Source organism: Chitinophagales bacterium, from assembly GCA_019694975.1.
In the GTDB taxonomy this organism is placed as follows: Bacteria; Bacteroidota; Bacteroidia; order Chitinophagales; family UBA10324; genus JACCZZ01.
Genome location: JAIBAY010000001.1, coordinates 190,573 through 205,821, shown reverse-complemented (window position 1 = coordinate 205,821; position 15,249 = coordinate 190,573). Strand labels below are relative to the sequence as shown.

General features: G+C 44.8%; 10 protein-coding genes and 1 tRNA gene. 7 read left to right on the top strand and 4 right to left on the bottom strand.

All coding sequences use genetic code 11. The features are described from left to right. Positions 1 to 103: 103 nt before the first annotated feature. Together K1X61_00750 and K1X61_00745 are read left to right on the top strand one after the other, a co-directional pair. Positions 104 to 2,203 (top strand): T9SS type A sorting domain-containing protein, encoded by a 2,100-nt coding sequence (locus K1X61_00750; GenBank protein MBX7107150.1) that lies wholly within the window; start codon positions 104 to 106, stop codon positions 2,201 to 2,203. A 460-nt stretch (positions 2,204 to 2,663) separates the two neighbouring features. Beyond that, positions 2,664 to 3,968, top strand: a complete 1,305-nt coding sequence (locus tag K1X61_00745) for a hypothetical protein (GenBank protein ID MBX7107149.1) — start codon at positions 2,664 to 2,666, stop codon at positions 3,966 to 3,968. Between the two features lie 40 nt (positions 3,969 to 4,008). Here K1X61_00745 and K1X61_00740 read toward each other — a convergent pair whose 3' ends face one another. The 4 genes from K1X61_00740 to K1X61_00725 form a co-directional block, all read right to left on the bottom strand. Then, positions 4,009 to 4,491: a nuclear transport factor 2 family protein gene (locus K1X61_00740; GenBank protein MBX7107148.1), complete on the bottom strand. Its 483-nt coding sequence runs from the start codon at positions 4,489 to 4,491 to the stop codon at positions 4,009 to 4,011. Positions 4,492 to 4,676: 185 nt separating this feature from the next. Then, positions 4,677 to 6,791 carry an NAD-dependent DNA ligase LigA gene (gene ligA, locus K1X61_00735; GenBank protein MBX7107147.1) on the bottom strand — a complete coding sequence of 705 codons (2,115 nt, stop codon included), beginning with the start codon at positions 6,789 to 6,791 and terminating at the stop codon, positions 4,677 to 4,679. A gap of 76 nt (positions 6,792 to 6,867) precedes the next feature. Beyond that, positions 6,868 to 7,722: an anti-sigma factor gene (locus K1X61_00730; GenBank protein ID MBX7107146.1), complete on the bottom strand. Its 855-nt coding sequence runs from the start codon at positions 7,720 to 7,722 to the stop codon at positions 6,868 to 6,870. 3 nt (positions 7,723 to 7,725) lie between these two features. Beyond that, positions 7,726 to 8,256, bottom strand: a complete 531-nt coding sequence (locus K1X61_00725) for a sigma-70 family RNA polymerase sigma factor (GenBank protein MBX7107145.1) — start codon at positions 8,254 to 8,256, stop codon at positions 7,726 to 7,728. Positions 8,257 to 8,490: 234 nt separating this feature from the next. On the opposite strand from K1X61_00725, the gene panB reads away from it, so the two are divergent. From panB to K1X61_00700, 5 genes are all read left to right on the top strand, one after another. Then, positions 8,491 to 9,306 carry a 3-methyl-2-oxobutanoate hydroxymethyltransferase gene (gene panB / locus K1X61_00720; GenBank protein ID MBX7107144.1) on the top strand — a complete coding sequence of 272 codons (816 nt, stop codon included), beginning with the start codon at positions 8,491 to 8,493 and terminating at the stop codon, positions 9,304 to 9,306. A 49-nt stretch (positions 9,307 to 9,355) separates the two neighbouring features. Then, complete coding sequence (locus tag K1X61_00715) at positions 9,356 to 11,866, top strand: T9SS type A sorting domain-containing protein (GenBank protein MBX7107143.1); 2,511 nt, start codon at positions 9,356 to 9,358, stop codon at positions 11,864 to 11,866. Positions 11,867 to 11,881: 15 nt separating this feature from the next. Then, positions 11,882 to 12,772: a 3-hydroxybutyryl-CoA dehydrogenase gene (locus K1X61_00710; GenBank protein ID MBX7107142.1), complete on the top strand. Its 891-nt coding sequence runs from the start codon at positions 11,882 to 11,884 to the stop codon at positions 12,770 to 12,772. Positions 12,773 to 12,841: 69 nt separating this feature from the next. Next, positions 12,842 to 12,914: transfer RNA gene (locus tag K1X61_00705), tRNA-Gly, on the top strand. Between the two features lie 95 nt (positions 12,915 to 13,009). Further along, positions 13,010 to 15,223: a T9SS type A sorting domain-containing protein gene (locus K1X61_00700; protein MBX7107141.1), complete on the top strand. Its 2,214-nt coding sequence runs from the start codon at positions 13,010 to 13,012 to the stop codon at positions 15,221 to 15,223. Positions 15,224 to 15,249 lie beyond the last annotated feature (26 nt).

Genomic DNA, 15,249 nt, shown 5'->3' with positions numbered 1-15,249 from the left:
TTTAATAACTCATGCATCTTGCATCTTTCATCAAACAGCTTAAGCGGCAGATGCTTTCCAATGTTTCATCCCACATTAATGATTAAACCTTAAACCCATCTGAATGAAAAAAAATGTAGCAGCATTACTTGCCATCTTCACCGTCATAACCCTTTTCCACGAGGCAGCATTTTCGCAGGATTTTAATCACTGCGGTGCCACAGAAATGCAACAGTTCCTCTGGCAACAATACCCGGAGTTGTGGCAGCAACAACAGGAATACAATCAAAAAATCCATGACCAGGTGGCAGCATCAGGCAACACCAGAGATGAAAATGAAATTTATATCATCCCGGTTGTTTTCCATGTGGTGCACAACTATGGCAGTGAATTTATTTCCGATGAACAGGTTGAAGACCAAGTACGGGTGTTGAATGAAGATTACCGCAAACTAAATGCAGATACGGCTGCTATAGTAAATGCATTTTTAGGTATTGCCGGTGATGCGCATATCGAGTTCAGGCTGGCAAAGAAGACACCGGGCGGCGGTTGTACTACCGGCATTGACCGTATTCAATCACATGAAACCTACCAGGGCAACGATGGATCTAAACTTTCACAGTGGCCGAGAAATATGTATTTGAATGTGTGGACGGTGAACAAGATGCAGAACGGCGTGGCAGGTTATGCGTATTATCCTTCATCGGTTGCCGGATTCCTGGCACCTTACGATGGCATCATGATACTGAGCGATTACATCGGATCCATAGGTACGAGCAGTGTCCTCACCTCACGGGCGCTGACACATGAGATCGGACATTACCTGAACCTTCCGCATACCTGGGGCAGTACTAACTCGCCCGGCGTTGAATGCGGTGATGACGGCGTGCAGGATACGCCTGAAACAAAAGGATGGACCAGTTGTAACCTGAATGGGGCAGTATGCAATGCCGGTGTGATTGAAAATATACAGAATTACATGGAGTATTCCTATTGCTCAAAGATGTTTACAGAAGGGCAGATTGCCATTATGAGAGGCGTACTAAACAATCCTGTTTCCGGCCGTAATAACCTCTGGACAGAGAGTAACCTCATTGCTACCGGCACCAATGATGGTTATGTTGCGGAATGTGCTCCTCGGGCTGACTTCAATCCCAATTTTTATAATATCTGCCAGGGTGCGGATATTACATTTAAAAATTTTTCATGGAGTGGAACAGCTACATCATGGTCGTGGGAATTTCCCGGCGGCACACCTTCATCCTCTACGGAAGAAAATCCGGTGGTGGTATTTAATGAACCGGGAAAACACACGATCACCCTTACCGCAGCCAATGATGCCGGTTCCAGCAGCATCTCTAAAGACATTTATGTAAGTGCGCCGGCTGCCACTTACGGACACTACTATTATGAGGATTTTGAAAATATTGATAAAGTTAATAACGACTGGATATTCAGAAATGTGGACAATAACGGATCAGAGTGGGCGCTTGCAACAAATGCGGCTTATGACGGTTCGAACAGTATCCGCGTTGATAATTTCAATGGGGATCAGGGCGATGTGGATTACATCATCAGTCCTTCCATGGATCTTTCCGGAATGGGTGAGATTATCCTTTCGTTCCGGTATGCCGGCGCTTCAAAAAGCGCTAATGTCAACAACATTAATGATGTGCTGAAAATTTACACTTCTTCCAATTGCGGGGAGACATGGATGCTGAGAAGCATACGGGATGGGCTTGACCTGGTTAATAATGGTGCATGGGGCACTTACTTTACGCCTTCTGCAACCTCGGCTACCTGGGGAACTGCAACGGTTGCTTTGCCTACTATTGTAGCACAACCCAATATCCGTTTCAAATTTGAGTTTACGGGTGGAAGCTATGGTAACAATTTTTATATAGACGACATTATGGTATCGGAATATGGTGTAGGTATCCAATCACCTGCCGGCAGCAGCAGCGCATCGCTTGCCATTTTCCCGAATCCTAACAATGGCGCTTTTACGCTAGCGTATAGCCTTACTGAAGCCTCTGATGTACGTGTTTCCGTCATAGATGTAACCGGAAGGGAGATCATGCAGGTTTCGAATGAAAAACAATCTGCCGGAAGTCATCAGCAATCGGTACAGGCTGAAACCGCTCAAGCGCTTTCAAAAGGCATTTACTTTGTGAAGCTGGGAGTGAACGGCGAAACAAGTGTGAAGAAACTGGTGATTGAATAATACTGATTAACGGGTTTTAATGAAACGCTCCGGAAGGTTTACGGGGCGTTTCTCTTTTTTAGGTGCCTATTCGTTTATGTTGATGGCAACCATTCGAAAAGATCCAGGTAAATAGATATCGTGTAGCAGCGAAAATAACGATACAGAAAATCAAAGAATCGGTGTTTTTATAGGCTGCAATAATAGCCGTGGGACACCATTTCATGCAATACTGATTACTTTCTTTCTTTCTTTCTCAATGATTGTGTAAATCCGGTAATGGCCGTAATAACATTGCTGGTCATAGCTGCTCTACCGGCGGTTGTTCAGTCAGCACGTAATGATTTGAATCAATTTAGTGCTATTGAAAAGTGCAGTCGAACCGGCAGGCTGCATGAGGCCGCCATATTATTTTAGCAACTCCTTGGTACCTGGCAGAGATGATAAAATAAGTACTTTTACAATCACAAATTAAGTAAACATGAAACACCGCTTATTATTCGGTTTTGTCGTAGTGTTGGTTATCAACCTGAATACCAGTACGGCATTTTGCCAGAAGGAAAATCAGGAAATACCTGATTCAGCTTATTTGGGCCTGCCCGGCGACAACCTGGATTTGTATGCCGTGCTGGATCTTTTTCAAAAATCAAAGACCATTGAAGAATTTGAGAAATCACTCAATCTTGAATCAACCGGAGTGAATAACCTGGATTTAAACCTTGATGGTAAAGTCGATTTCATAAAAGTGCTGACAAAGAATGAAGGCGACGATTTCACTTTTATTCTCCAGGTAGATGTATCAAAAACCGAAAAACAAGATGTGGCCGTTATACTCGTATCGAAGGATAAGAATAAGAAAGTGACGATGCAGATTGTAGGGGATAAGGATCTGTATGGCGAAGATTACATTGTTGAACTCACGGAATCAAAAAAAGCTTCGGTTACGGCGAATCCCGGTTATACTGGCAATGATACGGTTGTGGTGAGTGCCCCGGCTTCCAGTACCACCGTTATAGTAGAGCAGGCACCTATAGTACAGTATGTTTATTCACCTGCATATGTGCCGTATGCTCCACCTTATTACTATGGATATTATCCACCCTATTTTGCTGCATTCTCCGTAATGGCATTTAGCATTTACGCTCATAATCACTATTACTACCATGGCTACGGCGGGTACGGCTATCATGGTAATACCACGGTGATTCACAATACCAATAATTTTAACAATTATAATGGCTCCAGGAACACTTCCAACACGGTAAACCATAATAAGGCGAATGGCAGTTATAACAGGAATAATGCATCACCCGGCACGCGCCCGTCGAATGGATCCTCGGTCAGTAACCGGCCGGGTACTTCCACCGGCAGCGGAGCATCGGTGAATAACCGTCCGGGAACATCCACCGGTGGCGGATCATCCGTAAGCAGCCGTCCCGGAACATCTTCCGGCTCTGCCGCAACAAAAGGATCATCATCAGGCAATCGGCCGGCATCATCCGCCGGTGCTGCAAAAGCCGGCAGTTCGTCAACGGGTACTCGTCCGGGAACTTCCGCCGGCAGCAGCTTGTCAAAAGGCTCAACTTCAGGCAATCGCCCCGCGGGCAATTATTCCGCTAACACAAGGCCAAGTTCAAACGGAGCTTCACGATTTAATACGGGGGGAAGCCGGCCATCCGGTGGTGGTGCTTCCATGGGAGGAGCACGGCCATCAGGCGGCGGTTCCATGGGTGGAGGTCGCTCCATGGGCGGCGGCGGCAGAGGAGCTGGCGGAGGAAGAAGATAGATCTTATTCTACCGGCCAACCACAAATGGGCAGACGGCGTTTATTCAATGGGCATATCGGATGCACTCATATCTCTTACAGTTACATATTTGCCATCTCTTTTTTCAAAGAGCACCATGTAGTTGCCCGTATTGATCGTCACCTTGGCGGAATCCACCAATTTATAATATCCGATTTCAACAACCATGTTTCCGTCGCTGGATGGAAAAACCTCGTTGGTAATAAATGAAATTTCATTGCCGCTGGATGATGAATCCATACCGGCTTTTAAATATTCAATGATTGCTGCTTTACCTACGAGTGGCGGCTTATTTTGTGAAAACGAGATGGCATCATCCGCGTAGTATCCTATGTTTTTCAGTATTCCGGCATTGTAGGTTGCGGCAAATTCATTCTCCTTATCCTGGATCTCTTTTTTAATCTGTTCCTTGTCTGCTACCGGCACAGGTTTAGGTTGATTGCATGCAAAAAATGATACCATCATGATGGCAAAAAATCCAGTGGCTACATTCAGATTTCTCATAAAAGTCGGTTTCAGGAATGGCGATGAAAGCGTTTTATCGGTCGGGTTTTTACCGGCCTTTCCGGTGCAAATTAGCAGATATTTTCGGCTGTTGCATCACGATGCACCGTATAAAATAATGATGCGCAGGTTAACATGCTACGGATGCATGTCTGAAGAAAATAAATTTTCATATAAGCCTCAGATCAAATGGCACTGATCATGGCCATAAATTCATCTTCTCCGAGAATGGAAACGGTCCCCAGTTTTTTAGCCTTCTCCAGTTTCGATCCGGCATCATCACCAACAACCAGATAATTTAATTTCGCACTTACTGACCCGAGGATGGTGCCGCTTTTTTCTTCCACCATTTTTTCTGCATCTGCACGTTTCATTTTTAAGGTGCCTGTAAAAAGGAATGTTTTTCCCGCCAGTGCGCCCTTCGTACTTTGCTTTCTTTTCTCATGTACCAGGTTGACACCGGCGCTGCGCAATGATTCAATCATCCGAAGATTCATCTCCGTATGGAAAAAATCATAAAGGCTGCTGGCCACTTTGGGCCCGATGTCTTCGATACTCATCAGTTGCTCAACGGTCCAGTCTTTGAGATCGGTAATGTCATGTATCTGTTCCGCCAGCTTTTTTGCCGTGGTTTCACCAATGAAACGAATGCCGATACCGAAAATAATCCTGTGCAATGGTTGTTTCTTTGAGGCCTCAATACCGGTTTTGAGATTGTTGACGGATTTATCTTTCCATCCTTCCAAAGCCCGGATGCTTTCATAGTCGAGATGATAGATATCAGGTATTGTTTTCAGCAGACCTCTGTCCACAAAATCCTGAATGGTGGCTGCTCCTAATCCTTTAATATCCATTGCATCTTTTGAGACAAAATGGATGAGCCGTTCTGCTACCTGCGCAGGACAATTGATATTGATACACCGCCAGTTCACTTCGTCTTCCGGCTTAAAAAGTAATTCATTACAGGAAGGGCAATGAGCAGGAAAAATGATTTTCTCTTCATCACCGGTTCTGCCTTCTTTAACCGCCATCACGATATAAGGAATCACTTCACCGGCACGCTCGATCAGCACGCGGTCACCTAAGCGGATATCTTTTTCATTAATAAAATCTTCATTGAACATGGAAATGCTGGAAATGGTTACGCCTGCCAGTTCAACAGGCTCGAGTTTAGCCACTGGCGTAACCGCACCCGTGCGTCCAACCTGAAATTCTACCTTTTTCAGCACTGTTGTCGCCTGCTTTGCAGCAAACTTATAAGCAATAGCCCAACGGGGATGATGAGCAGTGTAACCACATTTTTGCTGAAGAATGAGCTCATTCACTTTAATTACCAGGCCGTCAATTTCATAGGCAAGTGATTCTCTTTTCTTTTCAAAGGATATGCAGGTTTCAATCACAGCGTCAATGCCGCTGACTTTTTTCAGTTCACTTTGCGGAGTCTTGAAGCCCAGTGCATATAACATCTCAATATTTCCGGCATGATTGGAAAGTGTTGTCCCCAGTAAATTTTTTTCAGTTGCATCTTCTGCGAAGCTGATGTGGTATAAAAAAGCTTCCAGTTTCCTTTCGGCCACATCTTTCGGATCCTGTTGTCGTAAACCACCGGAGGCGGCATTACGGGCATTTGCCAGCGGAGGTATGTTTTCTTCCAGCCGTTTACTGTTCAGCTGTTTGAAGGATTCTTTGTTGATCAGTGCTTCTCCCCTGATTTCAATTTTATGAATGCCATATGTTGAAAATGCCGCTGAAAGCGGGATAGAACGCAATGTCTTTATGTTGTTCGTGATCTCTTCGCCAACGGATCCATCGCCCCTTGTAGCGCCGCGCTGTAAACGGTCGTTTTCATACACAATCGAGATCCCGGCACCATCGAATTTTGGTTCGATGCAATAGGTGATCTCCTTTTCAGCGGTCAGGTCGCGCACTCTTTTGTCCCAGTCGCGCAGATCTTCCGCATCATAGGAGTTATCCAGTGACAGCATCGGAACAAGATGCTGCACTTCCGGAAATTCTTTGGTGAGATCGTAGGACACCCGTTGCGTAGGTGAATCATGCGTGATTATGGCAGGAAATTTTTCTTCCAGTTTTTTTAAGGAGGTGTAAAGCTGATCATATTCAGCGTCGGCGATCACAGGCTCTGATAAAACATAATAACGCCATTCATGATAACGAATCACTTCCCGAAGGTCATTGATCAGTATGTGATCAGGCTGTGCCGGCAACTCATTACCAGTTGTCGCTTTCAGCAATTGGGTAGTGCGTGCAATCAGTTTTTTTTGTTCTTCAGCGGAATACATCCCGTGGTTTCTAATGTGAATGAATAGTGGTTGATTTTAAAAGAGCAGGCAGCAGGTACTTGTATTAACCTTGTATTCAGGACTCAACATTGCCAATAATGTACAGTTGATCCAATGTCGGGTTGATGCTTCCGCCAAGCGGTTCAAGTGTAACCGCAAAGGCAGCGGCTGTATTGGCATTAATCATTTGTATGATTTCACCGGTCTTCACATCAAACACACCGGCGCTCACCGGGCCGGTCTGTGGGTCAATAAACCACAACTGATACTGCCGGTTCGCTGCAGCTGGCGGCAAGGTTTTAATATCCAGATATACCGCTTTCGATGCCGTGTTCCAATAAACAAAAGCCATGCTTGCGGGTGATTTTTCTGTTCCCTTCATGGTAACCCGCACCGTGTTCACATCGGTGAGCATCTGTACATTTTCAGCGGTTTTATCTGCAATATGCTGCAGTGCATCAACCTGTTTCAATATACCGGCCTGCTGCACTTCAAGTAGTGCCACTTGCTCACTGGCATGGCTGAACTGATGGTAGAAGTAATAGGTAGTACCGCTCATAACTGCCAGCAGCGCGAGGCAGGCTGCCATCAGCAATTTTGCTGTAACCGGCAACGATGGACTGATCTTCCTGACGATTGTTTCCGGAACAGGTGTCTGTTGATCAGCGGGTGACGTAGTAGCGGAAGCTTCATGGGCCGTTTCACTTTTTTTGAGGATGGCCTGCATGATTCTCTCCTTGGCTTCTGGCCTTGGGCTTATAGCATACCGGAAGGCAAAATGTTCAAGTGCCGTCTGCAATGAAAGCAATTCCTTTTTCACTTCCACATGCTGGCAGGCTTTCATCTCCACATCTCTCATCTCTTCCACTGATAAAAGCCCTGTCACATACAAGTCAAGCACTCCGGATGATATGTAATCTTGCGTATTCACTTTTTAAACAATGGACCTCAGTTGAATTAGTGCCATTCTGATCTTGGTCTTGACAGTCCCTAACGGGATGCCTAATTGATTTGCAACCTCTGCCTGTGTATAACCATTAAAATACACGAGGTCAAGAATCTCCCGTTGTTCCGGCTTGAGTTTGTCAAGCATACTCTTTAATCCAATCTGGTCCGGATTAAACAACGTGCTTTTATTGGTGTCGATAAAACCTACGATTTTATCAACTTCAAGGTTTTTTTGCTGATTCCTGAAGCTCTTGGAACGAGTATGATCAATGGCAAGATTGCGGGCTATGTTTACAATCCAGGTAAACAGCTTTCCTTTCGTCTTATCATATTGTGAGAAGTTATTCCAGATTTTCAGAAAAGTTTCCTGTAAGACATCTTCAGCGGATGCCTCATCCTGAACGATACGATAGATGACACCATTCAATGCCGGTGCATAATTATCATAGAGATAGGAAAAGGCGAGTTGGTCCTTTTTGAAAAGGCGGGAGACCAGCACATCTTCCGTAATTGATATGGGATTGGTAGCTTCCAAATGATACTGCGGCTGCAGGCAAATATGGATTTTATTTGGCTGTATTGCAACAACGGTGACGTAATTACACCTGCTATTTTTTGAATTCCTGCAAAAAATAGAGTTGATCAGGCCTATCCTTTACCACAGCGAAAGCGGATGAGGAGCGATAACGCAAAAGAACTATGCAATTCCTACCTTGCATCCGTTATTGCATCATATACCAGCCCATAAAACATGACGGACTTCAGGAGTGCAAAAAAAATTACCACGCATACTTTGCGTGAGATGAAGGAAGAAGGTGTCAAAATTTCAATGCTCACCGCATATGATTATTCTATTGCCAAAATTGTGGATGCTGCGGGCATTGATGTGATATTGGTAGGCGACTCTGCTTCTAACGTGATGGCCGGTCATGAAACCACGCTGCCCATCACACTGGATCAGATGATTTATCATGCCTCTTCTGTTGTGCGTGGCATCAGCCGTGCACTGGTAGTGGTTGACCTGCCATTTGGTTCTTACCAGGGAAACTCGAAAGAGGCGCTTAATTCAGCTATCCGCATCATGAAGGAATCAGGTGCTCATGCTGTAAAACTGGAAGGAGGGCGAGAAGTGAGAGATTCCGTAGAACGCATTGTTTCTGCAGGTGTACCTGTTATGGGGCATTTAGGCCTCACGCCGCAGTCTATTTACAAATTTGGTACTTATGTGGTACGCGCTCAGGAAGAAGCTGAAGCACAGCGTTTACGGGAAGATGCCATGTTGCTCGAGCAGGTGGGTTGCTTTTCCATTGTGCTGGAGAAGATACCAGCGGCATTGGCTGCTGATGTTGCCGCGGCCGTTAAAATTCCGATCATTGGTATCGGTGCCGGAAGTAAAGTGGACGGGCAGGTGCTGGTCATTCATGACATGTTAGGTATCAATAAAGAATTCAAACCTCGCTTCTTACGGAGGTACCTTAATCTGTATGACGAAGTAAAAGGGGCGGTGTCCAGATACATTGATGATGTGAAGCTGGAGGATTTCCCCAATGAAAATGAACAGTATTAATAGGTGAAGGAACGGATTTCGCACTGCACCTGCCATTGCATTTAACGGTATGAAAGGAATACGTTTTTTTAACTGGATAGCTTTAATGTGTTTCCTCCTGGTTTCTAAAGAAAATATTGCCCAGGAAGCAGCTCCGTTTGGAAGCAAACGGTCACTGATGTCTTTATTTGAAAATGGGGTATCACCTAAAACGGAAGGCATACTAGCTGAGAATACGCGCAGCGATTCAATTGATATACTCGACTATCATATAGATCTTGCAATCGTTGATTTTACTACCAAGGTTATTGCCGGAAACTGCGCAGTTACTTTCCGTTCGAAAATATCGGATTGTTCCTATATCGACCTCGACCTGCTTGGCTTTTCTGTCGATTCAGTCACACAAAACAATCAGCAGATCATCTTCACATACAGTAATAACCTTTTACTGCGCGTGTATCTGCTCAGTACCCTGGATGCCGGCGATTCCGCTGTGGTAGTAGTCTATTACCATGGTGTTCCCACTGCCGATGTTTCCGGCTGGGGAGGGTTTTATTTCACACAAGACTACGCGTACAACCTGGGAGTGGGATTTGATGCTGATCCGCATCCATTTGGGCGGGCCTGGTTTCCCTGTTTCGATAATTTCGTTGAGCGCAGCACCTTTCACTTTTCGATAACTACAGCCGATACAAAGATGGCCTTATGTAACGGCGCACTTTCTTCATCAATACAAAACGGCAACGGCACAACAACATGGAACTGGGAGATGATGCAAACCATTCCAAGCTACCTTGCCTGTGTAGCGGTAGGAAACTATGCACCTGCTTATGATTCTTATTACGGTCTTGCGGATACAATTCCGGTTATGTTCGGTGCCATTGCCACCGATACTACCAAAATGAAAAATTCATTTGTGCATATCAAGGATGCATTATCGGTATTTGAAAATGCATTCGGACCTTACCGGTGGAATAAGGTCGGGTATTCACTCGTGCCTTTTTCCAATGGTGCAATGGAGCATGCAACAAATATCGCATACCCCATTTTTATGGCCAATGGTACTTTGGACTGGGAGAGTTTTTACGTGCATGAATTGTCACATCATTGGTTCGGCGACCTGGTAACCTGCCGGACACAGGAAGACATGTGGCTCAATGAAGGATGGGCTGTATACTGTGAAAGGTTGTTTCTTGAAGAAGTATATGGCCGGCCGGCGTATGACCTCTCCATCGCTGATAACCATGCAAAGGTTGTTCATTATGCACATACACCGCTTGGTGATGGTCAATACCTGCCTGTCTCCGGTGTTCAACACGATTTTACATATAGTACAACAGTATATGATAAAGGCGCGGACATGGTGCATACACTTCGCGGATATCTCGGAGATTCAGTTTTCTTTGATTGCATCACCAATTACCTTACTGAATTTGCCTTTCGCGATGCGGCGAGTGAAGATCTTCGTGATTTTCTTTCAAGTTGTTCGGGAATCGATCTCACTGACTTTTTTGATGACTGGATTTTCAATCCGGGGTTTCCGCAGTTTTCAATAGATTCTCTGCAGGTTTCACCGCTGCAGAATCAGTATGCAGTGAATGTTTTTATCAAGCAGCGACTGGATCATGCGCCACACTATTATAAAAATGTTCCGCTCAAGGTAACTTTCAAAGATAAATATTGGAATATGCAGGTGGAAGACATGCTGATGAATGGTCAGTGTGGTATCTTTTCTGTCGTCTTGCCCTTTTATCCGGAATATGCAGGACTCGATCTGTCGGAAAAAATTTCTGATGCCATTACTGCCGGAATGAATACCATTAAACAAACCGGAACGTATACTTTCACTAATGCTGGTGTCACACTCAATGTATCCGACTTGCAGGATTCTGCTTTCATCAGAGTGGAGCATAATTATGTGCCGCCCGATCCTTTTAAAGTGCCGGTGGAAGGACTGCATATATCACACTACCATTACTGGAAGATCGATGGTATCCTGCCAGCAGGATTTGATGCAAGTGCGATATTGCAATACAATGGTACCTCCACTACCGGCGGCTTTCTCGACAATTCACTGATTACAAACAGCGAAGACAGCCTGGTCATGCTTTTCAGACCTTCGGCTCGGTATGATTGGGAAATACTGACAGATGTTGTACAGAATTTTTCTGGTTCTCATTCCGATAAACGCGGATTCTTCACCCTGAATCATATCGAAAAAGGTGAATATGCATGGGGTATTTTTGATTATGATAAGCTGGATACTGCAGTTGCGTCAACGCCAGAACCCTGTTTGATAATATCGGCGCCTGATACCTTGTCGCTTATTAATAATGAACAACTACTGGTTTACCCGGTTCCGACAACGGGCAAACTTACTATCTCCACACAGTCAGCAGATGCAAACGATTTTCTTGAAATTTATAATCTTTACGGGCATACTGTTTATCGTGAACAGCTATTATCAAATAAAATCAGTCGTGTGATAGATGTGAGCGGATGGCCAGCCGGGCCCTATATTGTTTGCCGGACAGACACAAAACAACACCGGCTCGCAACGGTAAAAATTATTATAAATTAAAATGGAGGAAAACGAATGAATAAGATTGCAGTCATCGGAGCAGGCACTATGGGCAATGGCATTTGCCATGTGTTTGCCATGAAAGGATTCCGGGTATGCATCGTTGATATTTCTCAACCGGCACTGGATAAGGCGATGGATACCATTGCAAAGAACCTCGACAGGATGGTAGCGAAACAGACGATTGATTTGCAGGTTAAAGACAATACACTCGCTAATATCACAACGGATACTGCTATTGTCAGCGGCATTGCAGATGCCGATCTGGTTGTGGAAGCTGCCACAGAAAGTATGGAACTGAAGCTGAGGATTTTCGGTGAACTGGATAAGCATGCAAAACCTGCCGCTATTCTGGCTTCCAACACATCTTCTATTTCTATAACAAAAATTGCTGCTGCCACCGGCCGGCCTGATAAAGTGATAGGCATGCACTTTATGAACCCGGTTCCGGTCATGAAACTTGTGGAAGTAATCAGGGGCTACTCCACTTCTGATGAAACAACGAATGTTATCATGCAACTGTCGTCAACTCTGGGAAAAGTACCGGTGGAGGTGAATGACTATCCCGGTTTTGTGGCAAACAGAATTCTGATGCCGATGATTAATGAAGCAATTTATTCACTTTTTGAAGGTGTGGCAGGTGTGCAGGAAATTGACACTGTTATGAAACTTGGAATGGCTCATCCGATGGGCCCTCTTCAATTGGCTGACTTCATCGGCCTCGATGTCTGTCTATCTATTTTGCGGGTGCTGCATGACGGATTCGGTAACGCGAAATACGCCCCTTGTCCTTTGCTTGTCAATATGGTTGCCGCCGGTAACCTCGGCATGAAAAGCGGTCGTGGCTTCTATATGTACACAAAGGGCAGCAAGGATATTTCGGTGGCTGACAATTTCAGGAGATAGCACTAAGAACAACCAAGATGGATTGCCGATGAATTGCCGGTATTTTTGCTTCATCAGATAACTTCAGAAGCGGGAGTAGCTCAGTTGGTAGAGCATTAGCTTCCCAAGCTAAGGGTCGCGGGTTCGAGTCCCGTTTCCCGCTCATAAACGGATGTTAATTACTGTGACAATTGGATGGCTGGCCCTGTATTTATTTTTCCTGCTTTCTTTATACATTAGCCAAAATTTCCAACACCGATGAGAAGGATTTTACTGATCTTTTTAATGCTGAACCTGCTGGTAAAAATCAACCAGGCAGCCACTATCACCAACATTTCTGCGAGCTATAGAAACGGGCAGACTTTTATTGTCTGGAATGTGATTCCCAATTACACCGGTTTCTATTACATCTACCGCTTTGACCATCCGATCACGAATAGTAATATTGACAGCTGCTATTATGCAGGCAAGGTGCCTTATAACTTTTCGCTGAATTATTTTCTCGATATCGGCACGAAAGGCGGCACTGATGCCGCTCATCCGCACCGTTACCTGGTCATCAATCGAAATCCATTAGACTCTCTGGATGAAACGAAAGGTTTGTTTGTAGCCACCTGTAACAAGCAAAAAACGGTTTACTACGCAGTTACATCGGATTCCACAGGTGCCGGCGGAGTTAAGGTGGAAAATATGAAGATCGTACCGGGAGCCAATGCCCTTGTTACAGGCATTGCAGAAAAGGTGGAGGTGGTGAAGCCCATTCTGCAGATTAATGACATACCGTTGCCTGATAAGCCTGATATGTTATATGATGCCTTTGCCTTCTTTGGCAGTAATGTGAAAACACAGTTTACGCCGGCTACCGGAAACGAAGGATGCCTGGTCTATAATTTTGGTGTCATTCCCGATGATTATGTTACCACGGAAAAAAAGGCAGCCACTTTCTTTTTCTTTGGCGGTGGCGGTAATGCTTATGAGAATAGTAACAATAAAGCAATTGACGGAATGTATAAGGTTTCACTGGAGGATGTAATCCCGAATTTCAGCTGGGATCCTGTTTCCGGTGAGAATACAAAATGGATTGGCTACAATGAAAACTTCGATGTTTATAATGCCAATGAAAATACACCGCCGCCTACCACCGGCATTGATAAAACCTATACCATTGCCCGCGTTGTCTGGACGCTTGATTGGTTCCTGGAAGAATACAAGGATGTAATTGATCCGGCCAGGATTTCTGTGCATGGGTCTTCCAGCGGATGTACTGGTGCCCTGGAGATGGCCTACTTATATCCTGACCGTATTGCCGCATGTGATGTGGTAAATGCAAAACTGAATGCGGAATACCTGAACGATGATAATCCAACGTGTAAATGGAATATTGACGGATCAACCAGGCATCGTGCTGAAATATTTTTAGGTAAGCTGGCGACCAACCTGGAAACGGACTTCCCTAAGATAAATGGAACAGGTAATTACAAAATATGGGACTTTGCCAATTACAATACGCTCCTTAAGGATAACAAGTATAACTCGCTTCCTGTGATGTTCCTTACCTCAGGAAAAGAAGACAACGTAACATGCTGGGAAGAAAAAATACCTTTTTATAAATCGGTGAATCAATTCAAAGCGGGCGGATGGTATTTCTGGGATTTGCGCGCACACAAAGGCGGCAATCATGCTATCAGGGATGTGCCGCTCGATGAGTTGCTGCGTTACAGCACCAAGCTTTCTTATCCCGCATTTTCCAATTGCAGCCTGAATGATGATCCGGGAGGTGAGGTGAATCCTATACCGCCGTATTATAGTGGTGACACCATTGGTTCGGTAAATGGTGTACTGAACTGGGTGGATAGTACTATTGCTGAAACAACTGACAGCTGGCAGGCGTTGGTTTATTCTACGCAGTTTATGCTCACCGACAGCAGCTGGTACCCGTTTGATGGGTTGCCTAAGTATGTTAAAACAGACATTACGCCCAGGCGGCTGCAGCAATTCGTAAATATCAGTGATGGTGCCATCATCTGCATGGAAAACTGGCAGGGCAATAACCTGATTCAATCTAAATCATTTACCTACCACCCCAGTAATAACGGTAATGGTCTGATCACTTTTAAGAAGGTGAAGATCGCACAGCAGGCAGCTGGCGGAAGCCTTATTAAAATATTCAAATGCGGCCAGGAAAAATCAACCAGTGCACAGGTATTTCAGCATACCGCTACCGCAGATAATGTCTATCCCAATCCAACCGACGGCATCACTACATTGGAGCTCACGTTACTTGAAACTGCGGAAGTACAAATCAGTATTACCAATTTGCTGGGAGAACGGTTAACCGAAGTGAACCATGGCCTGATGCAGGAAGGCGACCATAACATTGCACTCGATCTGTCATCCTATCCCGCCGGCATTTATATCGTGACGGCAAAAACTGGAAAGCAGATCAATTCTTACAAAGTAATTAAAGAGTAAACTTCATTTTTTTATTGAGAATTGAG